Origin of the sequence: Microbacterium sp. P26 (assembly GCF_023712585.1) — a bacterium.
Taxonomy (GTDB): domain Bacteria; phylum Actinomycetota; class Actinomycetes; order Actinomycetales; family Microbacteriaceae; genus Microbacterium; species Microbacterium algihabitans_A.
On record NZ_JAMAXZ010000003.1, the window covers coordinates 319,991 to 346,109 of the forward strand.

The 26,119-nt window shown below is 70.0% G+C and carries 24 protein-coding genes; 14 read left to right on the forward strand and 10 right to left on the reverse strand.

What is annotated here, in order from left to right:
* Positions 1-290: 290 nt before the first annotated feature.
* Positions 291-536 carry a hypothetical protein gene (locus M3667_RS08050; protein ID WP_251507135.1) on the forward strand — a complete coding sequence of 82 codons (246 nt, stop codon included), beginning with the start codon at positions 291-293 and terminating at the stop codon, positions 534-536.
* Between the two features lie 168 nt (positions 537-704).
* On the opposite strand, the gene glnA is transcribed toward M3667_RS08050, so the two are convergent.
* The gene (gene glnA / locus M3667_RS08055; protein WP_056231492.1) at positions 705-2,129 is read right to left on the reverse strand and encodes a type I glutamate--ammonia ligase; all 1,425 of its coding nucleotides are present in this window, start codon (positions 2,127-2,129) and stop codon (positions 705-707) included.
* 133 nt (positions 2,130-2,262) lie between these two features.
* On the opposite strand from glnA, the gene M3667_RS08060 reads away from it, so the two are divergent.
* Positions 2,263-2,691 carry an RDD family protein gene (locus M3667_RS08060; protein ID WP_251507136.1) on the forward strand — a complete coding sequence of 143 codons (429 nt, stop codon included), beginning with the start codon at positions 2,263-2,265 and terminating at the stop codon, positions 2,689-2,691.
* A 45-nt stretch (positions 2,692-2,736) separates the two neighbouring features.
* Here M3667_RS08060 and M3667_RS08065 read toward each other — a convergent pair whose 3' ends face one another.
* Entirely contained in the window at positions 2,737-3,447 is a 711-nt protein-coding gene (locus M3667_RS08065; protein WP_251507138.1) for a DUF4191 domain-containing protein, read from the reverse strand.
* 118 nt (positions 3,448-3,565) lie between these two features.
* On the opposite strand from M3667_RS08065, the gene M3667_RS08070 reads away from it, so the two are divergent.
* Complete coding sequence (locus M3667_RS08070) at positions 3,566-4,588, forward strand: hypothetical protein (RefSeq protein ID WP_251507139.1); 1,023 nt, start codon at positions 3,566-3,568, stop codon at positions 4,586-4,588.
* 17 nt (positions 4,589-4,605) lie between these two features.
* Here the strand turns inward: M3667_RS08070 and sucB are convergent, their stop codons facing one another.
* From sucB to M3667_RS08085, 3 genes are read right to left on the reverse strand one after another with little or no spacing between them, the layout of a single operon-like run.
* Positions 4,606-6,357 (reverse strand): 2-oxoglutarate dehydrogenase, E2 component, dihydrolipoamide succinyltransferase, encoded by a 1,752-nt coding sequence (sucB, locus tag M3667_RS08075; protein ID WP_251507141.1) that lies wholly within the window; start codon positions 6,355-6,357, stop codon positions 4,606-4,608.
* A gap of 54 nt (positions 6,358-6,411) precedes the next feature.
* Entirely contained in the window at positions 6,412-7,785 is a 1,374-nt protein-coding gene (gene lpdA / locus M3667_RS08080; protein WP_251507144.1) for a dihydrolipoyl dehydrogenase, read from the reverse strand.
* The gene (locus tag M3667_RS08085) at positions 7,782-9,248 is read right to left on the reverse strand and encodes a leucyl aminopeptidase (protein WP_251507146.1); all 1,467 of its coding nucleotides are present in this window, start codon (positions 9,246-9,248) and stop codon (positions 7,782-7,784) included. The genes lpdA and M3667_RS08085 overlap by 4 nt, the downstream gene beginning before the upstream one ends.
* An 85-nt stretch (positions 9,249-9,333) precedes the next feature.
* Here M3667_RS08085 and M3667_RS08090 point away from each other — a divergent pair, with 85 nt between their 5' ends.
* From M3667_RS08090 to M3667_RS08100, 3 genes are all read left to right on the forward strand, one after another.
* A complete protein-coding gene (locus M3667_RS08090; RefSeq protein ID WP_144833574.1) occupies positions 9,334-10,260 on the forward strand; it encodes a proteasome assembly chaperone family protein in 927 nt (308 codons plus the stop codon).
* Positions 10,261-10,628: 368 nt separating this feature from the next.
* Positions 10,629-11,957 carry an RNA polymerase sigma factor gene (locus tag M3667_RS08095; protein WP_251507148.1) on the forward strand — a complete coding sequence of 443 codons (1,329 nt, stop codon included), beginning with the start codon at positions 10,629-10,631 and terminating at the stop codon, positions 11,955-11,957.
* Positions 11,954-12,652, forward strand: a complete 699-nt coding sequence (locus tag M3667_RS08100; protein WP_251507150.1) for a coenzyme F420-0:L-glutamate ligase — start codon at positions 11,954-11,956, stop codon at positions 12,650-12,652. Before M3667_RS08095 ends, M3667_RS08100 begins: the two co-directional genes overlap by 4 nt.
* Before the next feature lie 257 nt (positions 12,653-12,909).
* Here the strand turns inward: M3667_RS08100 and M3667_RS08105 are convergent, their stop codons facing one another.
* Complete coding sequence (locus tag M3667_RS08105) at positions 12,910-13,932, reverse strand: sugar-transfer associated ATP-grasp domain-containing protein (protein ID WP_251507151.1); 1,023 nt, start codon at positions 13,930-13,932, stop codon at positions 12,910-12,912.
* 44 nt (positions 13,933-13,976) lie between these two features.
* Between M3667_RS08105 and M3667_RS08110 the strand changes: the two genes are divergently transcribed.
* Together M3667_RS08110 and M3667_RS08115 are read left to right on the forward strand one after the other, a co-directional pair.
* On the forward strand, positions 13,977-14,627 hold the full coding sequence (locus M3667_RS08110) for an alanine racemase C-terminal domain-containing protein (RefSeq protein WP_251507153.1): 651 nt from the start codon (positions 13,977-13,979) through the stop codon (positions 14,625-14,627).
* Complete coding sequence (locus M3667_RS08115) at positions 14,624-15,667, forward strand: alanine racemase (RefSeq protein ID WP_251507155.1); 1,044 nt, start codon at positions 14,624-14,626, stop codon at positions 15,665-15,667. The genes M3667_RS08110 and M3667_RS08115 overlap by 4 nt, the downstream gene beginning before the upstream one ends.
* A gap of 62 nt (positions 15,668-15,729) precedes the next feature.
* On the opposite strand, the gene M3667_RS08120 is transcribed toward M3667_RS08115, so the two are convergent.
* Positions 15,730-15,951 carry a hypothetical protein gene (locus M3667_RS08120; protein WP_144833563.1) on the reverse strand — a complete coding sequence of 74 codons (222 nt, stop codon included), beginning with the start codon at positions 15,949-15,951 and terminating at the stop codon, positions 15,730-15,732.
* A 162-nt stretch (positions 15,952-16,113) separates the two neighbouring features.
* Here M3667_RS08120 and M3667_RS08125 point away from each other — a divergent pair, with 162 nt between their 5' ends.
* On the forward strand, positions 16,114-18,186 hold the full coding sequence (locus M3667_RS08125; RefSeq protein ID WP_251507523.1) for a DNA topoisomerase IV subunit B: 2,073 nt from the start codon (positions 16,114-16,116) through the stop codon (positions 18,184-18,186).
* A 259-nt stretch (positions 18,187-18,445) separates the two neighbouring features.
* Here M3667_RS08125 and M3667_RS08130 read toward each other — a convergent pair whose 3' ends face one another.
* On the reverse strand, positions 18,446-20,914 hold the full coding sequence (locus M3667_RS08130) for a DNA topoisomerase (ATP-hydrolyzing) subunit A (protein ID WP_251507157.1): 2,469 nt from the start codon (positions 20,912-20,914) through the stop codon (positions 18,446-18,448).
* Between the two features lie 71 nt (positions 20,915-20,985).
* On the opposite strand from M3667_RS08130, the gene M3667_RS08135 reads away from it, so the two are divergent.
* Positions 20,986-22,113 carry an alkaline phosphatase family protein gene (locus M3667_RS08135; protein WP_251507159.1) on the forward strand — a complete coding sequence of 376 codons (1,128 nt, stop codon included), beginning with the start codon at positions 20,986-20,988 and terminating at the stop codon, positions 22,111-22,113.
* Between the two features lie 116 nt (positions 22,114-22,229).
* On the opposite strand, the gene sepH is transcribed toward M3667_RS08135, so the two are convergent.
* Positions 22,230-23,255 (reverse strand): septation protein SepH, encoded by a 1,026-nt coding sequence (gene sepH / locus M3667_RS08140; protein WP_251507161.1) that lies wholly within the window; start codon positions 23,253-23,255, stop codon positions 22,230-22,232.
* Positions 23,256-23,477: 222 nt separating this feature from the next.
* Between sepH and M3667_RS08145 the strand changes: the two genes are divergently transcribed.
* Positions 23,478-23,771, forward strand: a complete 294-nt coding sequence (locus M3667_RS08145) for a DUF4193 domain-containing protein (RefSeq protein ID WP_056231545.1) — start codon at positions 23,478-23,480, stop codon at positions 23,769-23,771.
* On the opposite strand, the gene M3667_RS08150 is transcribed toward M3667_RS08145, so the two are convergent.
* Positions 23,746-24,237 (reverse strand): DUF3093 domain-containing protein, encoded by a 492-nt coding sequence (locus tag M3667_RS08150; protein WP_251507163.1) that lies wholly within the window; start codon positions 24,235-24,237, stop codon positions 23,746-23,748. The two genes, M3667_RS08145 and M3667_RS08150, sit on opposite strands and share 26 nt — an antisense overlap.
* A 12-nt stretch (positions 24,238-24,249) precedes the next feature.
* Between M3667_RS08150 and dut the strand changes: the two genes are divergently transcribed.
* The 3 genes from dut to M3667_RS08165 are packed head-to-tail and all read left to right on the forward strand — an operon-like array spanning position 24,250 to position 26,086.
* Positions 24,250-24,705 carry a dUTP diphosphatase gene (gene dut, locus M3667_RS08155; RefSeq protein ID WP_186325527.1) on the forward strand — a complete coding sequence of 152 codons (456 nt, stop codon included), beginning with the start codon at positions 24,250-24,252 and terminating at the stop codon, positions 24,703-24,705.
* A complete protein-coding gene (locus tag M3667_RS08160; protein ID WP_251507164.1) occupies positions 24,702-25,334 on the forward strand; it encodes a DUF3710 domain-containing protein in 633 nt (210 codons plus the stop codon). Before dut ends, M3667_RS08160 begins: the two co-directional genes overlap by 4 nt.
* Positions 25,331-26,086 (forward strand): DUF3159 domain-containing protein, encoded by a 756-nt coding sequence (locus tag M3667_RS08165; protein ID WP_230704647.1) that lies wholly within the window; start codon positions 25,331-25,333, stop codon positions 26,084-26,086. Before M3667_RS08160 ends, M3667_RS08165 begins: the two co-directional genes overlap by 4 nt.
* The last annotated feature ends 33 nt before the right edge of the window (positions 26,087-26,119 follow it).

Below are 26,119 nucleotides of genomic sequence, written 5' to 3' on the forward strand. Positions count from 1 at the left end.
GGACGCTCGCCACACTGCCGACGCCGCGACCCTCGTCGACGGGCTTGGTGCCCTCCACCTGGGGGAGGGTCTCGAACCCGGCTTCACGCTCGGCTATGGCGGAGAAGTCGGGGCGTCCACGCTCTCGTCGAATAGCCGCGATCGCCCTCTGACGGTCACCACCGATGGCGATGCTCTGCCCCTCGTGAATGTCGCGATGGGGGGAGCGTTGCCTGCCGCCACTTCGACTCTGTGAGCGCCTGACATCGTGGGCGTACCTCCGGTCCTCGAGGTCCGCTACGTTCGTGCTCATGGCTTGGAACGACCGCGCTCCGCAGGACCGCGCAACGGCGCAGATCATCATCTGCTTCGGAGGGATGGTGTCCGTCGTAGGGATCGCACTGTTTTGGGGCGCCGCAGCGTCCGGCGCGTTGGGTGAGATCACTCGTCGCGGCATCCCGGTCTGGTTGCTTGCCCCACTCTGTATCGCTTTCGGTGTCGTCCTCATCTGGCGCGGCATTGTGATGCACCGGTCGGACAAGTCGCCGCGTCGCTGACTCCCAGCGACGAGCTATCCCCTGTGCGCCTGTGCGACCGTCCGCACGGGGACGGACGAATGAACGCCCCGAGAGCGACGTCGGGAGGTCCGACCGCCCCCGCCGAACGCGGCGACGCCCGCCCCCGCGAAACGGCGGGGACGGGCGTCGACGTGGACGATCGGGCGATCAGACCCCGAAGTACAGCTCGTACTCGAAGGGGTGCGGGCGCTGGGCGATCGGCTGGATCTCGTTCTCGATCTTGTACTCGATCCAGGTGTCGATGAGCTCCTGCGTGAAGACGCCACCGGCGAGCAGGAACTCGTGGTCGGCGCGCAGAGCCTCGAGCGAGTCGAGAAGCGAGTTCGGAACCTGCGGGATGTTCTTGGCCTCTTCGGCGGGGAGCTCGTAGAGGTCCTTGTCGACGGGCTCGTGCGGCTCGATGCGGTTCTTGATGCCGTCGATGCCGGCCATCAGCTGCGCCGCGAACGCGAGGTACGGGTTGCCCGAGGCGTCGGGAGCGCGGAACTCGATGCGCTTGGCCTTGGGGTTGGTACCCGTGATCGGGATGCGGATGGCCGCGGAGCGGTTACCGGCCGAGTACACCAGGTTGACCGGCGCCTCGAAGCCCTTCACCAGGCGGTGGTAGCTGTTGAGGGTCGGGTTGGTGAAGGCGAGGACGGCGGGCGCGTGCGCCAGCAGACCACCGATGTACCAGCGGGCGACGTCGGAGAGTCCGCCGTAGCCGGTCTCGTCGTAGAACAGCGGCTTGCCGTCGTTCCACAGCGACTGGTGCGTGTGCATGCCGGAGCCGTTGTCACCGAAGAGCGGCTTGGGCATGAAGGTCGCGACCTTGCCCCACTGCTCGCAGGTGTTCTTGACGATGTACTTGAACTTCAGGATGTCGTCGGCCGCGTGCAGCATCGTGTCGAAGCGGTAGTTGATCTCCTGCTGACCACCGGTACCGACCTCGTGGTGCGAACGCTCGAGCGCGAAGCCCGCCTCGATCAGCTTGAGGGTGATGTCGTCGCGCAGGTCGGCCGTCTTGTCGACCGGCGAGACGGGGAAGTAGCCGCCCTTGTAGGGGGTCTTGTTGGCGAGGTTTCCGCCTTCTTCTTCGCGACCGGTGTTCCAGGCGCCCTCTTCGGAGTCGACCGAGTAGAAGCTCGAGTTCTGCTTCACCTCGTAGCGGACATCGTCGAAGATGTAGAACTCGGCCTCGGGGGCGAAGAACGCGGTGTCGGCGATGCCGGTGGAGGCGAGGTACTTCTCGGCCTTCTTGGCGACCTGGCGCGGGTCCTTGCCGTAGATCTCACCGTTGCGGGGGTTGTAGATGTCGAAGATCATGACGAGGGTCTTGGCCTCGCGGAACTGATCGACGTACGCGGTCGTCACGTCGGGGATCAGCTGCATGTCCGACTCGTGGATGTTCGCGAACCCGCGGATCGACGAGCCATCGAACAGCTGTCCGACGGTGAAGAACTCCTCGTCGACGGTCGAGGCGGGGATGTTGAAGTGCTGCTGCACACCAGGAAGATCCGTGAAACGGATGTCGAGGAACTTGACGTCCTCGTCCTGGATGAACTTGAGCACCTCGGACGAATCTTTGAACATGAAGACTCCAGAGGTAGAACATTCGGGATCATGCCGGCCTCGGCCAGCCTCCTCGACCCTACCCAGAACCGGTGTCCCGGTCATATCTCGCGTGTTTCCGGGATGTTACGTCGGCCCGATTACGCTGGATGCCGTGACCCTCCCCGCAGAGAACGACTACCCGGGCCAACGGCTCGGCCTTCCCCGCGAAGGACGCGGCTCGATCGCCCGTCCGGGCCGGAGGATCGCCGCCCTCCTGATCGACGTCGCGAGCGCGGGACTCATCGGGTTCGCCTTCTTCTCCACCCCCGACCCGGTGACGGGAGTGCCGTTCGCGAACCCCGTCGCGACCAACCTCATCTTCTTCGCCGTGCAGATCCTGTTCATCCCGCTCATCGGCGGAAGCCCCGGGCACCGGATCATGGGGATGCGCCTCGAGCTGGCATCCGGAGGCTGGGTCGGCCTATGGCGCCCGATCGTCCGCACGATCCTTCTGGCCCTGATCATCCCCGCGGTCGTCTTCGACTCCGACCAGCGCGGCCTGCACGACAAGGCCGTCGGAACGATCCTCGTCCGCAGCTGACACGAAACGGCCCCCGCCTGAGCGGGGGCTGTCGTCGTATGGGGGTCAGCGCGGGCGCGGAGCGCGCATCTTGGTCGGGTCGACGCCCTTGGGGATCGGCAGCGACGACAGGCCCTGAGACACCGACGACACGCGCTTGATGACGGCGGCCATCGTGGAGCGGTCGACCTTCTTGGGCAACGCCTTGATGGTCGAGGCGAGCTTGGCGATCGGCACCTCGTCGTCGCCGTGTCCGACGTAGAGCACCGTGACCGGCACACCGGCGGCGACGCGCAGCACGCGCGAGCGCTCTTCGCCGACCAGGCGGGTCAGGCGGCTGCGGTTGCCCTCGCCGATCAGCACGACACCACCGCGGCCGATGGCGCGGTAGAGCGCCTCCTGCGTGCGCGGGTTGACGCCGACGGGCGCCTCGGAGGCCTGCCAGTTGCGGCCGAGCGACGACGACAGCACGTGACCGGTCGCGCCGGGCATGCCGTCGATCTTCTTGTACATGGCCGTCGTCGACAGGCGGGTCATCGTGATCATGCCGGCCAGGATGCCGGCGAGCAGACCGGTGACGGCCCACAGGATGACGCTCCACACCGCCAGCGGCGGGATCAGGAAACCGACGAGCACGCCGAGGGCGATGCCCACCAGCACGATGCCGGCGAGCAGGAACGGCAGCCACTTGTACTCCTTCTGGGTGAAGGTGTACAGGGTTTTGATCTGCGAGAAGAAGCCCGGACGCTTCTCGGGCGTGGTGGTGCGAGCGGCCATGGTGACGATTCTATCTTCGACGCGGACTCCTCCTCCCCAGTGCGTGAATCGGCCGAATCGTCCACGGATCGAGGGGGCGGCTCCACGCGGCCGAGGGGAGGTCGGCGACGATCGGCGCATGAGCACCGCCACGGCATCCGTCCTCGTCGAATCCTTCGACGCCTACCTCCGGCGGCGCGCCCTCAGCGCCGTCGCACTCGTCCCCGGCGAGGCCGTGACCGCCGCCGTGGGGTTGCTGCGAGGGTGCCGCTCCGTCGTCGGGAGGATCGCGCGCACGACGTGGTGGCTCACGGCGGAGGGGCGCCCCGTCGCCATCCCCGACGCGGCCGGAGGCGACCCCATCGAGGAGACGGCGTCGTGTCTGGAGCGATTGACGGATGCCGCTGCAGACGACGACACGCGAGGTCTGCTGTCCCGCGCGCACGAGACGGTGCTGACGAGACCCCCGCGCGAGTGGGACGCCCTCGAACGGCGGCTGTTCGCGCATGCCGCACCCGAGCCGCTCGTGCTGGGGCCGTTGACTCCCGCACACGTCAGTTCGCCGTCTCCGGGTGTTCGCCCGGATGAGGGGGAGTCGCCTCTGGCGCTGCGGCTCGTCGACGCTGATCTGGCCGAGGCCGTCCGTGAGAGCTTCGCCGAGTTCCGCACGCGGTGGCGGTCTTCGCCACGGATGCGCGTGGCGCTGATCGGTACGGCGACGGCGGCCGTCCTCGCGGTCGCGCTGGCGCTGCTGCTCCCGGCAGGCCAGCACGACCCCGCCGCGACCACTGCGACGACGATCGTCGCAGATTCAGCGTCGACGCCCACGCCGACCGTCGTCCTGTCTACGGCCGAGCCCGCCGACGAACGCCTTCCCCTGATCGACGACGTGGTCGAGGGCGCTCGCGCGCTGTTCGGCGAGATCGACGCCTGCCAAGACGAACCGGCCTGCGTAGCGGCTCACGAGGAGGACTCGGCGTTCCCGCGCGAACCGCTGCTGCCGATGGCCGCGGGCGGGCAGGTCTCGTTGATCGACGACTTCGGGGGAGTGGCCGTCGTCTCGCTCAAGAGCGCCGACGTCACGCAGTACGTCACGCTCGTGCGCCAGAGAGACCGATGGCTGGTCCGCGCCGTCAGAACGGTCGCGGACCAGCCATCATGAGCCGGCGCTCGGTGGGATCAGATGCCGAGGTCGCCCTCGAACTGCGCCGCCTCGAGACGAGCCTTGACCGTGCCCAGGAAGCGGGCGGCGTCGGCACCGTCGATGATGCGGTGGTCGTACGACAGGGCGAGGTAGACGTACGAACGGACCGAGATCGCGTCCTTGCCGTCGACCGAGACCACACCGGGCTTCTTCACGACCGCACCGAGGCCGAGGATCGCCGACTGCGGCAGGAACACGATGGGCGTGTCGAACAGCGCGCCGCGCGAACCGGTGTTGGTCAGCGTGAAGGTGCCACCGGCGAGCTCGTCGGGCTTCAGCTTGTTGTCGCGCGTGCGGGCGGCGAGATCGGCGATCTCGCGAGCCAGCTGGGCGATGTTCTTGTCGCCGGCGTCCTTGACGACCGGCGTCAGCAGGCCGCGCTCGGTGTCGACGGCGATCGACACGTTCTCGTGGGCGGGGTAGACGATCTCGTCGCCCTCGACCGTCGAGTTGATGATCGGGTACGCCTTGAGGCCCTCGATCGCGGCGATCGCGAAGAACGGCAGGAACGAGAGCTTGTCGCCCGTCTTCTGCTGGAACTCGCCCTTCATGCGGTCGCGCAGCGCCGACAGCCTGGTCACGTCGACCTCGACGACGGTCGTCAGCTGGGCCGTGGCCTGCATCGACGCGACGGCGCGCTCGGCGATGACCTTGCGCAGACGCGACATCTTCTGCGTCGTTCCGCGCAGGGGCGAGACCTCCACGGGAGCGGGGGCCGCGGCCGGGGCCGACGCGGCGGGAGCCGCAGCGGCGGGAGCCGACTTCGCGGCTTCGGCGGCCTTGAGCACGTCTTCCTTGCGGATACGTCCACCGACGCCGCTTCCCTTGACCGAAGCCAGGTCGACGCCCTGCTGCTGCGCGAGGCGGCGCACGAGCGGGGTGACGTAGGTCACATCGTCGTTGGACGACGCGGCCGGAGCCGATGCCGGAGCGGACGCAGCCGGGGCGGGCTGCTCAGCGGGCTTCTGCTCGGCGGGCTTCGCCTCGGCGGCGGGGGCGGGCTGCTCGGCCGGCTTCTCCTCCGCGGCGGGCGCGGGCTGCTCGGCCGGCTTCTCCTCGGCGGCCGGGGCGGCGGGCGCCTCGGGCTGCGCGGCCGGAGCGGCACCGCTGCCGATGCGGGCCAGAGCGGCACCGACGTTCACGGTCTCGTCTTCCTGGACCAGGATCTCCTGCAGCGTGCCGGCGACCGGCGACGGGATCTCGGTGTCGACCTTGTCGGTCGAGATCTCGAGCAGCGGCTCATCGACCGCGACGTCGTCGCCGACGGCCTTCAGCCAGCGGGTGACGGTGCCCTCGGTCACGCTCTCGCCGAGCTCGGGGAGCTTGACCTCGGTCGAGTCGCCGCTCGCGGCGGGCGCGGACTCGGCAGCGGGCTGCTCGGCGGCGGGCTGCTCGGCAGCGGCCTCGGCGGCGGCCGCCTCTTCGGCGGGAGCGGACTGCTCCTCGGCCGGGGCCTCCTGAGGGGCGTCGTCGGACGAGGCGGCGCCGGAGCCGTCACCGATCTTCGCCAGGACGGCGCCGACCTCGACGGTCTCGTCTTCCTGCACGAGGATCTCTTCGATCACGCCCGAGACGGGCGAGGGGATCTCGGTGTCGACCTTGTCGGTCGAGATCTCCAGCAGACCCTCGTCCTCCTGGACGGTGTCACCGACCTGCTTGAGCCAGCGGGTGACCGTTCCCTCGGTGACGCTCTCCCCGAGAGCGGGGAGGACGACGGAAGTGCTCATGAATATGTCTCCTTCGTACCGGATGCGGTATCTAGCTTAGTGACCGGTTTGTGGTCAGAGTGCGTGCAGCGGCTTGCCCGCGAGTGCCAGGAAGGCCTCGCCGAGCGCCTCGCTCTGCGTGGGGTGTGCGTGGATGAACGGGGCGATGTCTTCCGGATGCGCTTCCCAGCCCACGGCGAGCTGGGCCTCCGAGATGAGCTCGCCCACGCGGTCGCCCACGAGATGGGCGCCCACGACGGGCCCATCGACGCGGCGGACGATCTTGACGATGCCCGAGGTGCCGATGATCTCGCTGCGGCCGTTGCCCGCGAGGTTGTACTCGTACGCCTTCACGGCCTCGGATCCGTAACGATCCTGAGCCTGCGCCTCGGTGAGGCCGACGGAGGCCACCTCGGGGTGCGAATAGGCGACGCGCGGAACGTCGATGTCGGAGACCAGCACGGGGGAGAGCCCCGCGATCTCCTCCGCGACGAAGATGCCCTGCTGGAACCCGCGGTGGGCCAGCTGGAGTCCGGGGACGATGTCGCCGACGGCCCAGACGTGCGGGGCGGCGGTGCGCAGGCGCTCATCGGTCTGCACGAAGCCGCGGTCGAGCACGACGCCTGCCTCCTCGTAACCGAGACCGGCGGTGACCGGACCGCGACCGACCGCGACGAGCACGTAATCGGCGACGAGTTCGCTGCCGTCGTCGAGCGTCACCGTCACGGCGTCCGCCGTCTGAGTGAGCGTGTCGTATCGACGACCGAGCTGGAACGCGATGCCGCGCTTGCGGAACGCGCGCTCGAGGGCCTTGCTCGACGAGACGTCCTCGGCCGGGAGCAGGTGGGGGAGAGCTTCGACGATCGTGACGTCGACGCCGAACGAACGCCAGACGCTCGCGAACTCCACGCCGATCACGCCGCCGCCGAGCACCACCACGCGGTCGGGGATCACGTCGAGGTCGAGGGCCTGCTCGCTGGTGAGCACGCGTCCGCCGATCTCGAGGCCCGGAAGGCTGCGGCTGTACGAGCCCGTCGCGAGGATCACGTCGGTGCCGCGGTACACGTCGTCGCCGACACGGACGGCGGGTCCGGCCTCGAGCGAGCCCTCCCCCGACACGACACGGATGCCGCGGGCGGAGATCAATCCTTCGAGGCCCTTGAACTTCTTCGCGACGATCCCTTCGCGGTACGACCGCACGCGCGCGGGGTCGATACCGCCGAAGGTCACGTCGACGCCGATGTCCGCCGCGCCGCGGGCGGCGTCGGCCACCTCGCCGGCGTGCAGCAGCGCCTTGGTCGGAATGCACCCACGGTGCAGGCACGTGCCGCCGAGCTTGTCCTTCTCGACCAGCACGACGTCTTTGCCGAGTTCGGCGAGACGCAGGGCCGCCGCGTAGCCGCCGCTGCCGCCGCCCAGGATGACGACGTCGGCGGTGTGATCGGTCATCGCTCGCCGCCCGCGGAGATCATCTCCACCAGCGAACGCACGGTCGCGCCGGTGACGCCCTTGTCGGTGTACCCGAAGGGCGCCGCCTTGTTCATGCCGACGCCGGCGATGTCGAGGTGCACCCACGGGATGCGAGGCGCGTCGGCCGCATCGGAAACCCGGCCGACGAAGTGGCGGAGGAAGAGCCCCGCGAACAGCGATCCACCGGCGGGGTCGCCGATCTTCGCGTTCTGCAGGTCGGCGATGGGGGAGTCGAGGTCGTCGACCATGTGGTCGGGCAGCGGCAGCTGCCACGCGAGCTCGGCGGTGCGCGCCGACGCCGCGAGGTACTCGGCCACGGCCGCTTCCTCTCCCATGACGCCGGTGTGGCGGTTGCCGAGGGCGACGGTGATGGCGCCCGTGAGAGTCGCCACGTCGACGATGAGGTCGGGGTTCTCACGGCTGGCCGCGGCGAGACCGTCGGCGAGCACGAGGCGCCCCTCGGCGTCGGTGTTGAGCACTTCGACCGTGGTGCCGTCGAGGGTGCGCAGCACGTCACCCGGGCGCGTCGCGCGACCCGACGGCATGTTGTCGGCGATGCACAGCCAGGCGCTGACCTTGACCGGCAGCTCCATCTCGGCGGCGGCCTTCAGCACGGCGAGGACCGTGGCGGCTCCGCACATGTCGTACTTCATGCCGACCATGGATGCCGGCGGCTTCAGTGACAGCCCACCGGTGTCGAACGTGATGCCCTTGCCGACGAGGGCGACGTGACGCTCGGCGCCGGCCGGCGCGTAGTCGAGGCGCACCATGCGCGGCGGGCGGTCGGATCCCTGCCCGACGCCGAGGATGCCGCCGTAGCCGCCCTCGCGGAGGGCGTTCTCGTCGAGCACCTCGACCTCGACCGGCAGTCCCTTCACGGCCGCGACGGCGGCGTCGGCGAAGTCGGCGGGTCCGAGCCACTCGGCGGGGGTCGTCACGAGGTCCTTCACCAAGGCCACGGCGCCCGAGACGGCGGCAACGGCCGCGACGTCGGCGTCGGACGGGGCGTCAGTGCCCGTGACCGTCACCTGGGTGGCGCGGGGCTTGGCGGACTTCTTCTTGTAGTCGGCGAACCGGTAGCCGCCCAGAGCGGCTCCTTCGGCGAGCGGCCTCCAGGCCGAGGCGACCAGCGACTGCACGGCGACGTGCGCGAAACCGGTGAGCTGTCGCAGCCCCGTTCCCGCGGCATCGCGCAGGGCGGACTCGCCCGGGTCGGTGCCGGCGCCCGCGACGGCGACCGGGGTCGACACACCCGGAACGTGCACGCGCTGGAACGAGCCGGCGGCCCCCGTGAAGCCCACCGCCGACAGCGCGGCGAACAGTCCGGACCAGCCGTCCGGATCGGGTGCTCCTTCCGAAACGGTCGGGACGATCAGGAGGATCGCGTCGGCGTCGGATTCGAGGGAGGGGGCGGAGGTGTACGCCACGGAGGGGAACGGCATGGGATCCATCCTAGGTTCGCCCGTGTTCGCTAGCAGCGGGACGCACCGCCGCCGACGCATTCGCGACCGCTCGTAGAGTGGAAGCATGCCCTCATCCGTCCCGCTGTACGACCGCGCCCCCGCGGCGCCGCCCGTGCCGTCGGGCCTGCCGCTCGTGATCGCTCTCACCGGGTTCACCGATGCAGGCGGAGCCGTGTCTCGTCTCGTGGAGTACTTCCGCGACGACCTCCAGCCGAACCCCGTGTTCGTCTTCGACAACGACGCGCTCCTCGACTACCGGGCGCGTCGGCCGGTCATCACCTTCGTCGAAGACCACCTGACCGACTACCGCCCCGCGCGCCTCGAGCTGTCGCTCGCGCACGACTCGTTGGGGCATCCCTTCCTCTTGCTCGCCGGCTACGAGCCGGACTTCCTGTGGGAGGCCTTCGCCGAGACGGTCCTCGAGCTGTCGGCGGGCCTGCAGGTGTCGTCGGTCAGCTGGGTGCACGCGATCCCCATGCCCGTTCCGCACACGCGCCCCATCGGCACCACCGTCAGCGGCACGCGCCCCGACCTCGCCGAGGCTCACTCCGTCTGGCGTCCGCACACGCAGGTGCCCTCCACCGCCGGACACCTGCTCGAGTACCGCTTCGCCGAGGCGGGCGCCAAGGTCGCCGGCTTCGCTCTTCTCGTTCCGCACTACCTCGGCGACACCGAATACCCCGCCGCCGCCCTGGCTGGTCTCGACAGCCTCACCGTGGCGACCGGCCTCGTCTTCTCCGGAGAAGTGCTGCGCGAAGAGAACCGCGAGTTCATCGCCAAGGTGACCGAGCAGGTCGAGGGCAGCGACGAGCTGACCCGCATGCTCGAGGGACTCGAGGAGCGCTACGACGCCTACATGGCCGGCTCCACCTCGGCCACCCCGATCATCCACACGGGCGACCTGCCCAGCGCAGACGAACTGGCCGCGGAGCTCGAGCGCTTCCTCGCCTCGCGCCCCGGCGACGACGACCGCCGCGGCAAGCTCGGCTGATCCCGGCCGCGACGATCTCGGATGCCGGGGGACTCGGCATCCGCCCGCACCGCTCTCCGCGCGCGGTGTTCGGAAATCCCGGATGCCGCAGGACTCGGCATCCGGCTCGCTCTTCTCCCGCAGCGCTCGGCGGTGTTCCCGGCTTGACCGGGCCGACGGGAATGCGCGGGGGCGCGGAGACGTTGTCTACGCATAGATCCCCGGTCCACGTCAAGTCCCGGTCTGGGGATGTGAGACAATGAAGAACCTGACCCGTTGTCACCCGGTCCAGGAGCCCCGCTCCTCGGCTCGGGACTTGACAAGGGTCTTACTAGTGTCCGAGAACGACCGGCGGCCGTGCAACGTACGTTCCCGGTGAAAGGCGAAACGTGGCAGGCACGACAACCAAGACCCGCTCCCGGAGTGCGAAGGACACCGAGCTCGAGAACTCCGAGGAGACCGTGACGGCGTCGACGACGACGACCGCGAAGAAGGCTCCCGCGAAGAAGGCCCCCGCCAAGGCCAAGGCTGCGCCCGCGAAGGCGAAGACGAAGGCCAAGAAGGACGACGACCTCGAAGACGAAGAGGACGCCGAAGTCGAAGCCGACGTCGACCTCGAAGCCGACGACACCACGGACGCCGACGATTCCGACGACGCGGCCAAGACCGACGCGAAGAAGACCGACGACGACGATGACGACGAGACCCCGGCGGCGCCCGCCGAGGCTCTTCCCACCGGCGCGATCGTCATCTCCTCGAGCGACGAAGACGACGTCCCCGTCTACTCCGCGCAGATCACCGGCGCCACCGCCGACCCGGTCAAGGACTACCTGAAGCAGATCGGCAAGGTCCCGCTCCTGAACGCGGCCGAAGAGGTCGAGCTCGCGATGCGCATCGAGGCCGGTCTGTTCGCCGAAGAGAAGCTGTCGAACATGTCGGCGGCCGAGAAGACGGGCCAGCTCGGACTCGACCTGCAGTGGGTCGCCCGCGACGGTCAGCGCGCCAAGAGCCACCTGCTCGGCGCCAACCTCCGCCTCGTGGTCTCGCTCGCCAAGCGCTACACCGGTCGCGGCATGCAGTTCCTCGACCTCATCCAGGAGGGCAACCTGGGCCTGATCCGTGCGGTCGAGAAGTTCGACTACACCAAGGGCTTCAAGTTCTCGACCTACGCCACCTGGTGGATCCGACAGGCCATCACCCGCGCCATGGCCGACCAGGCCCGCACCATCCGCATCCCGGTGCACATGGTCGAGGTCATCAACAAGCTCGCGCGCGTCCAGCGTCAGATGCTGCAGGACCTCGGTCGCGAACCCACGCCCGAAGAACTCAGCCGCGAGCTCGACATGACCCCCGAGAAGGTCATCGAGGTGCAGAAGTACGGCCGCGAGCCCATCTCGCTGCACACGCCCCTCGGTGAAGACGGAGACAGCGAGTTCGGTGACCTCATCGAGGACACCGAGGCCGTGGTCCCCGCCGACGCGGTGGGCTTCACCATGCTGCAGCGCCAGCTCGAGTCGCTCCTCGACTCGCTCAGCGAGCGCGAGGCCGGCGTGATCCGCATGCGCTTCGGCCTCGGCGACGGTCAGCCCAAGACGCTCGACCAGATCGGCGACACGTTCGGCGTCACGCGCGAGCGCATCCGCCAGATCGAGTCGAAGACCATGGCGAAGCTGCGTCACCCCAGCCGCTCGCAGTCGCTGCGGGACTACCTCGAATGAGCGCGGAGGCCAACGCCGGCAAGGCGCTCACCGTCACCGTCGAGGGCACCTCGTACGCCCGCATTCCGATCCGCACGCGGGTCGTCATGCCGGGCGACGACCTCGACGCGTTCATCCTCGAGTACGCGAAGGATGCCGTGCAGCCGGGCGACCTGCTGTTCGTCACCGAGAAGATCGTCGCGATCACGCAGGGCCGGTCGTTCAAGCTCGACACGATCAAGCCCCGCAAGCTCGCACTCTTCCTGTCGAAGTACGTCACCCGCACGCCCTACGGCATCGGCCTGGGCATGCCCGAGACGATGGAGATGGCGTTGCGCGAGTGCGGAACGCCCCGCATCCTGTTCGCCGCGGCCGTCTCGGCCGTGACCAAGGCGTTCGGACGCAAGGGTGACTTCTACCGCATCGCCGGCGACAAGGCGCGTGCGATCGACGGTCCGACCAAGGGCACGATCCCGCCGTACAACCAGGCCGTCGTGCTCGGACCCGAGCGCCCCCGCGAGGTGGCCGCCCGCCTCAAGTCGCTGCTCGGCGGCGACCTGCAGGTGGCCGTGGTCGACATCAACGACCTGGGTGGCAACATCCTCGGCTCCACGATGGACAAGGCCGGCGAGAAGCGCCTCGTCGCGATCCTCAAGGACAACCCGCTCGGTCAGGGTCACGAGTCGACGCCGCTCGGCATCGTGCGCCACAACTGACAGAACTCGTCGAAAGGCCCGTCCCGTTCTCGGGGCGGGCCTTTCGCGTTCCCGGATGCCGGCAACTCTCCGACCCAGGTGGCTGAGCCTGTCGAAGCCACCGCAATCCGCAGAGCCCCCAACCGAGGTGGCTGAGCCCGTCGAAACCACCGCACCCCACGCCGCACCCCGGACCCTTCGACAAGCTCAGGGACCCTCCCGCGCTACGCAGAAGAGGCCCGCCCCCACGCGGGGGACGGGCCTCTCGGCATCCGGGATCAGAACCCGATGGCGGCCTGGTAGCGCGGCTTGTGTCCGGTGCGGATGCCGGTCACGCTCGGCTTGTTCTCGTACACGCCGGCGCCCCAGTTGCCCTCCACGAGCACGGGGCCGTCGGGGCCGACGACGATGTCCCAGCCGACGTACTGCACCTGCGGAACGATGCGCGCGACCTCGTCGACGAACGCCTTGACCTCGTCGATCATCGGCAGCTGGAAGTCGGCGATGCGCGCGCCCGAGTCGGGGTGCAGCTCGTGCACGTGGCCGTGCGAGTCGTAGCCGGCGCCGAGGGCGTGGCCGTTCTCGTCGAGCATCGTGTAGAAGCCGCCGAAGGTCATCTGGTCGCTGACCGCGCCGCGGCCGAACTTCTGCGCCATGGCGAGGATGTGGGTCTTCTGTCCGTCGAAGAACGCGGTGACGCGAGTGGTGTTGACGGTTCCGGGGCAGACGGCCGCGAGATCGTCGTGCTGGCGGATGACCTCTTCGACGAGGATCTCGCCGCGCTCGAGCAGTCCGCGGTGGAAGGCGCTCCAGTCCTCGACCTCGGTCGCGTGGTAGCGGTGCACGCCGGTGCCGGCCTGACCGACCGGCTCCTTCGTGACGATGGTGCCGAGGCGCTCGGTGAAGGCGCGCAGGTCGTCGGCGTTGCCGGCATCCACCACCATCCACTCGCGGCGCAGGAACTCGCTGAACTTCCGGTCGAACTCGACCTTGTCCTGGAACAGGCCGCGGTAGTCGGGGTGGTCGTACTTCTGCGAGATCTGGTTCGACACCGGGTGCGTCATGTACGTGGAGCGCTCGGCGGGGGTGAGGATCGCGAAGTCGTAGTCGATGTAGTCCTGGAAGCCGACGTTCTTCACACCGGCCTGGTAGAGCATGTCGGCGACGACGAGCGGCAGGGCCTTGCCGTGCTGGCTCGAGGCCTCTTTGGCTCGTTCGACGACCGAGCCGACATCGATGCGGCGGGCGCGTCCGGCGAGGTAGCGGAGGCGCGTGACGGGGGAGAAACCCTTGTGAGGCATGAGGCTCCGGGGTCGGGGATCACGGACCTCGTTAGTCTAGAGGGGTGACCTCCACGCTCCCTGCCCGCTTGCCCGAGGCCGGGGGAGTGGCACCCGTGGCCCTCGTCTCCGAGTCCGCCCTGCGCCGCAACGCGCCCCTCGCCCTCGCCGCCGGCATCGCGACCGGCGGCGACGACGTGCTCGCCGCCGACGCGTGGGGGCACGGCGCCGAGTGGGTGCGTTCGGTGCTGGAGGATCTCGGAATGGATGCCGCCCCTCTCGACGCCGCGGTCCTGTTCGGCATGCCCGGCTCGCACGCGCAGCCCGTTCTGTCGCTGCGCGGGCGCGCGCTGGGCACCAAGCCGCTGCTGCGCGGAGAGGGCGTCTCGTACGGCTACACGCATCGCGCGCCCCACGACACCACCGTGGCCCTCGTCACCGGCGGCTACGCCCAGGGCGTGGTGCGCTCTCTCGGCAACGCCGCCACCGTCGCGATCGGCGGGCGTCGGCACCGCATCGTCGGGCGCGTCGCGATGGACGTCTGCGTGGTCGACGTCGAGGAGGCGACGGTCGAGCGCGGGGCCGAGGTCGTCTTCTTCGGCGACCCGGCCGACGGGCATCCTTCGCTCGAGGAGTGGACGGATGCCACGGGCCTGGGCGCCGCGGAGATCGTCGCCGTCGTCGGCGTCCGCGCTGATCGGCGGGTGACCGCGTGAGCGCCGTCTACCGCGTCGACCTCGACGCCTTCGCCCGCAACCTCCGTCGCGTGCGCGAGGCCGTGGCACCCGCGGCGCACATGCTCGTCGTGAAAGACGACGCCTACGCGCATGGGCTGGAGCCGATCGTGACGCGCGCCGTCGCGGAGGGCGTCCGCTGGATCGGCGCCTTCGACGTGGTCACGGGGGCCGCTGTCCGGCGCATCGCCGGGCCCGACGTGCGGATCTTCGTGTGGCTGATCGGCGGAGCCGACGATCTCGCGGCGGGCATCGCGGCCGACCTCGATCTCGGCATCGGCGACGAAGCGCTCCTCGACGACCTGTCCCGGCTCGAGGCCGATCGGCCTGCCCGCGTGCACCTCAAGATCGACACGGGCCTGCACCGCAACGGCATCCGTCCGGAACGGTGGGAGGCCGCTCTCGCGCGGACCGCGGAGCTGGTCACGGCGGGGCGCGTCGCGTTCGAGGGCATCTGGTCGCACATCTCCGAGGCCTCGGATGCCGATGACGACGACGCCCGGGCGCTGTTCCTGGCGGCGCGCGAGACGGCCCGCGCGGCCGGGCTCGATCCGCGTTTCTCGCACCTGGCCGCCAGCGCGGCCGGTTTCGCGAGAGGCGAGTTCCGCGAAGACCTCGTGCGCGTCGGCGCGTTCTCGTACGGCATCCGTCCCGCCGGAGGCCCGGGGGAGCAGGAGCTCGGCATCGAGCCGATCGCCACGCTGTCGGCCACCGTGACCTCGGTGGACGCCGCGGGCGTGCACCTCGACGTGGGGAGCCTGCACGGGCTGCCCAGCGCCCTGGGCGCGCGCTTCGACGTGCTCACCCCCGAGGGACCGCGACGGGTCGAGGCGATCGCACCGACCGAGACCGTACTCGCACCGTGGACCGGCGCTCAGCCGGGAGACGAGATCGCTGTGTTCGGCCCCGCGGCCCTGCAGAGCGCGACCGACCTCGCCGAACTCATCGACACCATCGGTGAGGAGATCGCGCTCCGCGTATCGCCGACCGTTGCGCGCACCTACGTCTCGAACGCTGCCTGAAACGCGGAACGGGCCCCGAAGCACTCGATCGAGTGCACGGGGCCCGTTCCGACGTGATGGTCTCAGTCGGCGGCGTTGAGACGAGCCGTCTCGTCGTGCCACGAGGTGGCGATGCTACGGAGCTTCTCTTCGTACTTGCGGCCGTGGTGTGCGCAGAACAGCAGCTCGCTGCCGTTCACCTCGGCGGCGATGTAGGCCTGCGCGCCGCAGGAGTCGCAGCGATCCGCCGCCGTCAGGCGGTGATCGAGGACGGCTGACGCTTCGGGTGCAGTCGTGGTGGTCATGTCGGGTGCCCTCCTCAGGTGGTCGTGGGCGAGTCTCCATATACAACCACGCGGATGTTTCCCTTATGCCGCGGCTTGATCACATTTCGCTGTGCGCGTACGGTGACCCGACCTCGCTGTGTGTCTGGCAGGCGATGTCGGTACCCCCGATTACGCTGGGAGATCGTGACGTCCGAGTACTCCGCCCATCATCTGCAGGTCCTCGAGGGCCTCGAAGCCGTGCGCAAGCGCCCGGGCATGTACATCGGGTCCACCGACTCGCGTGGTCTCATGCACTGCCTCTGGGAGATCATCGACAACTCCGTCGACGAAGCCCTCGGCGGCCACGGGTCCCGCATCGACATCGTGCTTCACGCCGACGGCAGTGTCGAGGTGCGCGACCGCGCCCGCGGCATCCCGGTCGACGTCGAGCCCCGCACCGGCCTCACGGGTGTCGAGGTCGTCTTCACCAAGCTGCACGCCGGCGGCAAGTTCGGCGGCGGCTCGTACGCGGCATCCGGTGGTCTGCACGGCGTCGGCGCCTCCGTCGTCAACGCGCTGTCGGAGCGCCTCGACGTCGAGGTCGACCGCGGCGGCAAGACCTACGCGATGTCGTTCCACCGCGGCGAGCCCGGACAGTTCGCGGGTGACACCCCCGACTCGACCTTCACGCCCTTCGAGCGCAGCAGTGAGCTGCGCGTGATCGGCAAGGCGCCCCGCGGGGTCACCGGCACGCGCATCCGCTACTGGGCCGACCGGCAGATCTTCACGAAAGACGCCGCCTTCGGCCTCGACGAGCTCGTGCAGCGCGTGCGCCAGACGGCGTTCCTCGTGCCGGGCCTCGAGATCGTCGTGCAAGACGAGCGCACCGAGGAGCGCGTCGAGACGAGCTATCGCTTCGACGGCGGCATCTCGGAGTTCGCGGAGTTCCTCGCGCCCGACGCCGCGGTCACCGACACCTGGCGGCTCAGCGGTACCGGCACGTTCACCGAGACCGTGCCGGTGCTGCAGCCCGGCGGATCGATGATCCCCACCGAGGTCGAGCGCGAGTGCGAGGTCGACATCGCGGTGCGCTGGGGCACCGGCTACGACACCACGACCCGCTCGTTCGTGAACATCATCGCCACGCCCAAGGGCGGCACGCACCAGCAGGGCTTCGAGCAGGGGCTCATGAAGGTGCTGCGCGCGCAGGTCGAGCAGAACGCCCGCAAGCTCAAGGTCGGCAACGACAAGATCGAGAAAGACGATCTGATGGCCGGCCTCACGGCCGTCATGACCGTGCGCCTGCCGGAGCCGCAGTTCGAGGGTCAGACCAAAGAGATCCTCGGCACGCCCGCGGTGCGACAGATCGTGGCATCCGTCGTGCAGAAGGAGCTCGCGGCGCGCTTCGCCTCGCCCAAGCGCGACGACAAGGCGCAGACCGCGCAGCTGCTCGAGAAGATCGTCTCCGAAATGAAGGCCCGCATCTCGGCGCGCACCCACAAAGAGACGCAGCGGCGCAAGAACGCCCTCGAGTCGTCGTCGCTGCCGGCCAAGCTCGTCGACTGCCGCTCCAACGACGTCAACGACTCCGAGCTGTTCATCGTCGAGGGCGACTCCGCCCTCGGAACGGCCAAGCTCGCGCGCAACAGCGAGTACCAGGCGCTGCTGCCCATCCGCGGCAAGATCCTCAACACGCAGAAGGCCTCGATCAGCGACATGCTGTCGAACGCCGAGTGCGCCTCGATCATCCAGGTGATCGGTGCCGGCTCCGGCCGCTCGTTCGATCTCGACGCCGCCCGCTACGGCAAGATCATCCTGATGAGCGACGCCGACGTCGACGGTGCGCACATCCGCACGCTGCTGCTGACGCTGTTCTTCCGGTACATGCGGCCGCTGGTCGAAGAGGGGCGCGTCTTCGCCGCCGTGCCGCCCCTGCACCGCGTGATCGTCATGAACCCGGGCTCCAAGCCCAACGAGACGATCTACACCTACAGCGAGCAGGAGCTGCACGCCCTGCTCGCCAAGCTCAAGCGCGGCAACAAGCGCTGGCAGGAGCCGATCCAGCGATACAAGGGTCTGGGCGAGATGGATGCCGACCAGCTCGCGACCACGACCATGGACCGCGCCGGCCGCATGTTGCGCCGCGTGCGCGTGCAGGACATGGAGGCCGCGGCATCCGTGTTCGATCTGCTCATGGGCAGCGACGTCGCCCCGCGCCGCGAGTTCATCATCGACTCCAGCGACCGCCTGGCGCGCGAGCGCATCGACGTCTGAGCCGAACGGCCGGTGGGGCCATCACGGCCCACCCCTGCACAACCGCGGATGCCGCGGCCGACACGCCGCGCGCCGCCCGGCCCCGCCGGCGCGCCGCCCGAACCTCCCGCCGTTGCGCACACCGGGGCCTCGCCGCCCCATCCGTGCACAACCCGCGGGAGTTTCGGCCGACACGCCGCGCGCGGCTCGGCCCCGCCGGCGCGCCGTCCGAAACTCCCGCCGTTGCGCACGCCCCAGGGCGCACACCGGCGACGGCAGGTCAGCGGACGACGGTGCCGATCGCGCCGACGACGGCGTCGAGGGGCTGACCTGAGGCGTCGCGCTTGGCGCCGGCATCCGGCAGCGCTCGCACGGAGCCGTCGGGGCCGACCGCGCGCGGGTCGGTTCCGACCCACGCCAGCACGAGGGCGTCTTCGCCGCGCAGGAGGCGCTGAGCGCGCACTCCGCCGGTGGCGCGCCCCTTGGCGGGGAACTCCGTGAAGGCGGACACCTTGGCGCTTCCGGCATCGGTGCCCGGCAGCGCGGCCGACGAGCCGGCGACGGTCACCACCACCGCGTCGAAGGCCGAGGCCCCGACGACGGCGAAGTCGATCACCCGCGCGCCGTCGGAGAGGCGGATGCCGGCCATGCCGCCCGCCGATCGTCCTTGGGGTCGCACGGAGGAGGCCTCGAAGCGCAGCAGCTGCGCATCGCTCGCGATGAACACGAGCTCGGCGTTGTCGCCGGCGGGAGCGGCGCCCACGACCCGGTCGCCGTCACGCAGCGAGATGATCTCGATCTCGTCCTTCGTGCCGAGCTCGGTCGCCGCGACCCGCTTGACGACGCCCTGCTCCGTGCCGAGCGCGATCGTGGGGGAGTCGACCAGGGGCACGAGGGCTACGACCTTCTCTCCCTTCGCGAGCGCGAGGTACTGCTCGACCTTCGTGCCCGCGGCGACCTGCACCGAGTTGGCGGGGACGGACGGCAGATCGACCGGCGAGAAGCGCACCAGACGCCCGGCGGAGGTCACCGCCCCGATGTCGCCGCGCGTGGTCGTGTCGACCGACGAGCGTATCGCGTCGTGCTTCGACCGGCGCGCGGGCGGCACCACACCGCCGGCGGGGGCGTCGGCGACGAGCTCGGCGCGCACCATGCGGCCGGTGGCCGAGAGGTAGACGCGGCACGGGGCGTCGGCGATCTGCAGGTCGGCGGCGGCGGCCGCGGCCCTCGCCGAACGGGGCTGCACGGGTCCGCCGTTGAGCAGCATCGTGCGGCGCGGGGTGCCGTAGGCCTCGGCCGCGGCATCCAGTTCTTTCGCCACCTGCTGGCGCAGCAGCGTCTCGCTGCCCAGCAACTCGACCAGCTGCGCGATCTCGGCGTTCAACTGGTCGCGCTCGGCCTCGAGTTCGATGCGCGAGAACTTCGTGAGGCGGCGCAGCCGCAGCTCGAGGATGTACTCGGCCTGCGGGTGCGAGAGGTCGAAGACCTCCTGCAGGCGCGTGCGCGCTTCTTCGCTGTCATCGGACGAACGGATGACCTGGATGACCTCGTCGATGTCGAGGATCGCGATGAGCAGGCCCTCGACGAGGTGAAGTCGCTCGCGCTTGCGGGCGAGGCGGTACTCGCTTCGGCGGGTGACCACGCGGATGCGGTGATCGATGTAGACCTGCAGCATCTCGCGCAGGCCCAGGGTCTGCGGCTGACCGTCGACGAGGGCGACGTTGTTGATGCCGAAGGAGTCCTCGAGCGGCGTGAGGCGGTAGAGCTGCTCGAGCACGGCCTTGGGGTCGAAGCCGGTCTTGATGCCGATCACCAGGCGCAGGCCGTTGTTGCGGTCGGTGAGGTCGGTGACGTCGGCGATGCCGGTCAGCTTCTTCGCCTGCACGGCGTCTTTGATCTTCTCGATCACGCGCTCGGGGCCGACGAGGTAGGGCAGTTCGGTGATGACGATGCCGGTGCGGCGCGGACCGAGCGACTCGATCGAGGCCTTCGCGCGGGTGCGGAACGTGCCGCGACCGTTCGTGTACGCGTCTTTGATGCCGTCGAGACCCACGATGATGCCGCCCGAGGGCAGGTCGGGGCCGGGCACGAGCTCCATGAGCTCTTCGACGGTGGCATCCGGATGCTGCAGCAGGTGGATCGCGGCGGCGACGACCTCGATGAGGTTGTGCGGCGCCATGTTCGTCGCCATACCGACCGCGATGCCCGTCGCACCGTTGACCAGCAGGTTGGGGAAGGCGGCCGGGAGCACCTCGGGCTGCTGGAACTGACCGTCGTAGTTCGGGATGAAGTCGACGACGTCTTCGTCGAGGTTCTCGGTCAGCGCCATCGCCGGGGGAGCGAGGCGCGCCTCGGTGTAACGGGGCGCAGCGGGACCGTCGTCGAGCGAGCCGAAGTTGCCGTGGCCGTCGACGAGGGGCACCCGCAGCGAGAAGTACTGGGCCAGGCGCACGAGGGCGTCGTAGATGGGGGCGTCGCCGTGGGGGTGGAGCTTTCCCATCACCTCGCCGACGACGCGGGCGCTCTTGACGTGCCCGCGGTCGGGCCGCAGCCCCATCTCGGCCATCTGGTACAGGATGCGGCGCTGCACCGGCTTGAGTCCGTCGCGGGCGTCGGGGAGGGCCCGCGAGTAGATGACCGAGTAGGCGTACTCGAGGAACGACCCCTGCATCTCGGTCAAGACATCGACGTCTTCGATGCGCTCGACGACGGACGACGTGGCGGAGGAGGAGGAACGGGAATCGGGCATAGGTGCGGCCTCGGGTCGGGCGGGCGTCGCGTCAGGACGGGGATCGGGAGTCGTGTGGAAGACTTGCCGAGATGTCACTCAGCCTACCGGCGGACCCGCCGCGCTCCCGGAGCCTCACCGGTGTGGTGGAGCAGTCGATCGCCGCCCTGACCGGCGAATCGGAGTGGTTCGCCCCCGCGCGCAGTGCCATCGTGTTCCTCATCGACGGCCTCGGCTCGCACAACCTCGCCGCCCGTCGCGGCCACGCGCGCTTCCTCGGCTCGGTCGGGGGTCGGCGCGACGTGGCGCGCACCGTCTTCCCCTCGACCACCGCCGCGGCCCTGTCGAGCCTGCTGACGGGTACCGATCCGGGCGTGCACGGCATCGTCGGCTATCGCGCCCGCGTCCCCGGCACCGATCTGGCACCGAACCAGTTGCACGGGTGGGAGACCGACGGCCTCGACCCGCACACCTGGCAGCGCAGCGAGCCGCTGTTCGCCCGCCACGCCGCCGCGGGGCGACCGAGCTTCGTCGTGTCCCGCCCGTCGTACACCGGCACCGGCTTCACCGAGGCGACGCTGCGCGGGGCGGAGTTCCTCCCCTCCGACGACCTCGACGAGCGCGTGCGCCTCGCGGCCGACCTGGCGGCGCGGCATCCGGGATCGATCACCTATCTGTACGCCCCCGAACTCGACACCGCCGGTCACCGCGACGGGTGGGAATCCGACCGCTGGACCGACACCCTCGAACGGGTGGATGCCGCTGCCCGTCGCCTCGCCGACGGCATCGACGCGCACACGGGCGTGCTGGTCACGGCCGATCACGGCATGGTCGACGTGCCCGCGCACAAGCACGTGCTGCTGCGCGAGGGCGACGCGCTGCTCGACGGTGTCGAGATCGTCGGCGGCGAGCCGCGCATGCTCCACCTGTACACGGCCGAGGGGCGGGCGGATGCCGTGGCCGCGGTCTGGCGCGAGAGCGAGGCCGCGCGGGCCTGGGTCATGACCCGCGACGAGGCGATCGACGCGGGGCTCTTCGGCCGGGTCGACGACGAGGTGCGCCCCCGTATCGGAGACGTGCTCGTGGCCGCGCGCGGCCGATTCGCCTACTACGACGACCGCGAGGCCGACAAGCGACCGCAGCGCATGGTCGGCCAGCACGGATCGCTCACCGACGAGGAGCGCACGGTGCCGCTCCTGCGCCTCGGCGCCTTCGCCTGACGCGAGGCCGAGACGCGGCATCCGGATGCCGTCGAACTGATGTCACGCGCGACATACCGTCGGCGGGCACGACTCGTCCCGCGGGTCGGACGGCCGCTCCGCAGGACGGCGCGGTCTCAGCTCTCGTCGGAGCGGGCGCCGAAGACGATCTCGTCCCACGACGGCATCGACGGACGGCCCTTGGTACGTCGGGCGCCATCCGCCTGCGGGCGCTCGGGCTCCGACGTCTTCTCGTCGGCATCGTCGACGAAGCCCGACTCCGCGGCGTCGAACAGTGCCACCGGCGGGGCCGAGGGACGCGGCTCGGGCTCGACCTCGGCCACACCGGGCAACGGCTCCCGCTGTCCACGGCGGCGGCGCAGGGCCTCGAGCAGATCGGCCGTCTCGGACGAGGCGACCGGGGCGTCGGGGGAGCGCTTGATGGCCGCGGCCTGTACGGCCGGAGCGACGGGGCCCGTGGCCTCGACGCCCGGCTCGTCGTCGATGTCGAGGCGGCGCGGGCCGAAGGCTCCGCTGTCGAAGCGCGAGTCGTCCTTGGTCATGCTGTCGAGGGCACGCAGTCGAGGGATGAGCCCCTCGGGCAGCGAGCCCTGGCGGGACAGCTGGATCGCATCGGCGTTCTGCGGAGACAGGCTGCTGCGGCGCGGGTCGAAGCTCCAGCGGGCGTCGTGATCGATGCCGTTCGCGGTGAACTCGAGCTTGACCATCCAGCCCGTGCCCTCCTTCCAGCTCGTCCAACGCTCGGCCGACGCGCCGGCCTCGGCGAGCTTGGCGCGCACGGCGGCGCCGAAGGTGACGGGGGCGTCGTGCTCGAGGGTGCCGCCCAGCAGCACGGGCACGGCGAGGGCCTGGGCGACGACGTGCTCGCGCTCGGCCAGCACCGGGCCCTCGAAGCGCTCGACGTCTTCGACGCGGGCGTTCAGCAGAGTCGCCACCTCGCGCGCCGACATTCCGGAGCGGATGTGCGCCTGGATCTCGCGGGGGCTCGGCCGGGGGGCACGATCGTCGTCGGCGCGGTCGCGGCGTGCGCGGCGCGCCTCGGCGCGCAGCACATCGTCGATGGCGAGGGCGAATCGCTCGCCCGCCTGCGTCGCCACGACGAGGACGTCATCTTCGGTTCCGATGACTTTGAGCTGTTCCATACGAAACACCCCTCCGATCTGCGGTCAGGGCCCATGCTGACATGCGCGCCCCGTGCTTTCGGGAATATCGCGGGCGCGCCGCGAGTTTCCCGTCTCGCCACGACACGCACGCCCACCGGCAAGCATTTGCTTATCGGGATCGGGTCATGCAAACTATGGCCGCCCGATCGGGCACCCGATAGGGCACAGCACCACGAAATCCGGAAGTAGAGACCTGCACGCATGGCAACCGATTACGACGCACCGCGCAAGACCGAGGACGACAGCGAGTCGATCGAGGCCCTCAAGGAGCGCGTGCCCGACAAGGCGTCGGGGTCGATCGACAACGAGGATGCCGACAACCCCTCGGGCTTCGAACTGCCCGGCGCCGACCTTTCCGACATCGAACTCGATGTCGTCGTCCTGCCCCCGCAGGAAGACGAGTTCACCTGCATGAACTGCTTCCTCGTGAAGCACCGCTCTCAGATCGCCGAAGAGAGCGGCCCCGGCTTCATCTGCCTGGAGTGCGCAGCCTGACCTGAGCGCGCTGGATCGCCGCCACCAGGCGGTCCGGCGTGCGGGTGGACACCACCCACATCGGGGTCGGATCGTCGGGATCGGTCACGGGAACCGTGACGATGCCGTCGATCCCGCCCCGGATCACATGCCACGCCCGATGGTCGAGACCACTCCCACGGGCAGTGCGGGCCTCTTCCGCGACGACGCCGGCGGGAACTCCCAGCAGATCGACGGGAATGTGCGCGCGACCGGCTCGCAATTCTCCGTCGCGCACCTCCACCACGGGTGAGAACGCCAGCAGGGCGGCGACGATCGCGACCGAAACCACCAGCCCGATGAACAGGGCGAGGGTCGTGTCGAGCGGCGAGAAGACGACGGCGGCCATCGGGCCGCAGACGGCGGCTGCCACCAGCGCCCACAACGACGGACTCAGGCGCTCGCGGTACTCGGCTGCGGTGCGGATGCCGCACCTCCTCTTCTGCATTACCCTCGGGGGGTGACCGAAACGGTGGACGTCCCAATTGTCGCATCCGAGCCCCCGGTCTTCGCCCACCCCGGCGACGCCGGAGCCGACCTGACCGCCGCCGAGGCCGTCCGTCTCGAGCCCGGCCGGCGCGCGCTCGTGTCGACCGGCGTGCGCATCGCCCTGCCCGAGGGATACGCCGCGTTCGTGGTTCCGCGTAGCGGCCTGGCCGCCAAGCACGGCATCACCATCGTGAACTCGCCCGGCACCATCGACGCGGGATACCGCGGCGAGATCAAGGTCGCGCTGCTCAACACCGACCTCGACGAGGCCTATGACATCGCGGTCGGAGACCGCATCGCCCAGCTCATCGTGATGCCCGTCCCGCCCGTGCGCTTCGTCCCCGTCGACGAACTCCCCGACAGCGTGCGCGGCGACGGCGGTTTCGGATCGAGCGGATACCAGAGCTTGCAAGGGAGCACCCGATGACCGACGACGAGTCGCAGACCACCACCACCGCCGCAGACGAGGCGGGCAGCGACCTGGCCCCCGCGACCAAGAGCGCGCCGCTCGACCGCGAGAACGCGGGCCCGTTCGACGAGTCCGAGGCCAACCCCGTGCGCCCCTACATCGACCTGGGCGGCATCAAGATCCTGCCGCGAGAGGGACTCAACCTGCGTCTCGAGGTCGAGGAGCAGACCAAGCGCATCGTCGCCGTCGGTCTCGACTACACCGAGTCCACGCTGCAGGTGCAGCCGTTCGCCGCGCCGCGCACGAGCGGCCTCTGGGAGGAAACGCGCGAGCAGATCCGCCAGCAGGTGAAGCAGCAGGGCGGCCGTGTCGAAGAGCGTGAGGGCCCGCTCGGGCCGGAGCTGCTCGCCGAGGTCCCCGTGGCAGGAGCCGACGGCGCGGGCAAGCGCCTCGCGCGCTTCGTCGGTGTGGACGGACCGCGCTGGTTCCTCCGCGGCGTCATCGGGGGAGCGGCGACCAGCGACGTCGAGGCCGCGGCCGCCGTCGAAGACCTCTTCCGCTCGATCGTCGTGGTGCGCGGTTCGTCGCCCATGCCCCCGCGCGATCTCATTCCTCTCCGGATGCCGTCGACCCCCGGCACGGCATGAGCGACGACTCCGTCCGTCCCGGGCGCGAGGACGACCGCGTCCCCCTCGACCCGCCGTCGGCGGCCGACAGCGTGAGTGCGGCGCTCGGCAACGCCGCGCGCCGTGCGGGCCTCGACCCCGCCAAACACTCCAGCACCGGCGCGGCCGTCTGGGCGGCGATGGGCGGGGTGCGCGGCATCCTGGAATCCGTTCTGCCGTCGCTGGCGTTCGTCGTGCTCTTCACGGTCACCATCGACCCCGAGACGCGCCAGGGAAACCTGTGGCTCAGCCTGGGTGTCTCGGTGGGCCTCGCGGTGGTGTTCACCCTCGCGCGCCTCATCGCGAAGTCGCCGCCCAGCGCCGCGATCGGCGGCCTGCTGGCCACGGTCGGCGCCGCCGTGCTGTCGCTGGTGACCGGCCGCGGGCAGGACAACTTCGTGCTCGGTTTCTTCACCAACGGCGCGTACGGCACCGCCTTCCTGGTGTCGGCCCTGGTGGGCTGGCCGTTGATCGGTCTCGCCGCGGGGTACCTGCTGGGCGAGGGCACGCGGTGGCGCGCCGACAAGCGCAAGCGCCGCGCGTACACGTGGCTGTCGATCGCCTGGGCCGCGCTGTTCGCCGCGCGCTTGGCGGTTCAGCTCCCGCTGTATTTCGCGGGCGACGTGACCGCGCTGGGCACCCTGAAGATCGTGATGGGCCTGCCGTTGTTCGCGCCGATGCTCGCCGTGACGTGGCTCGTGGCGCGTGCTCTGCACCCCAGGCGCGAGTCCTGATAATATCTTGACATCAAGATAAATCCGACGCCC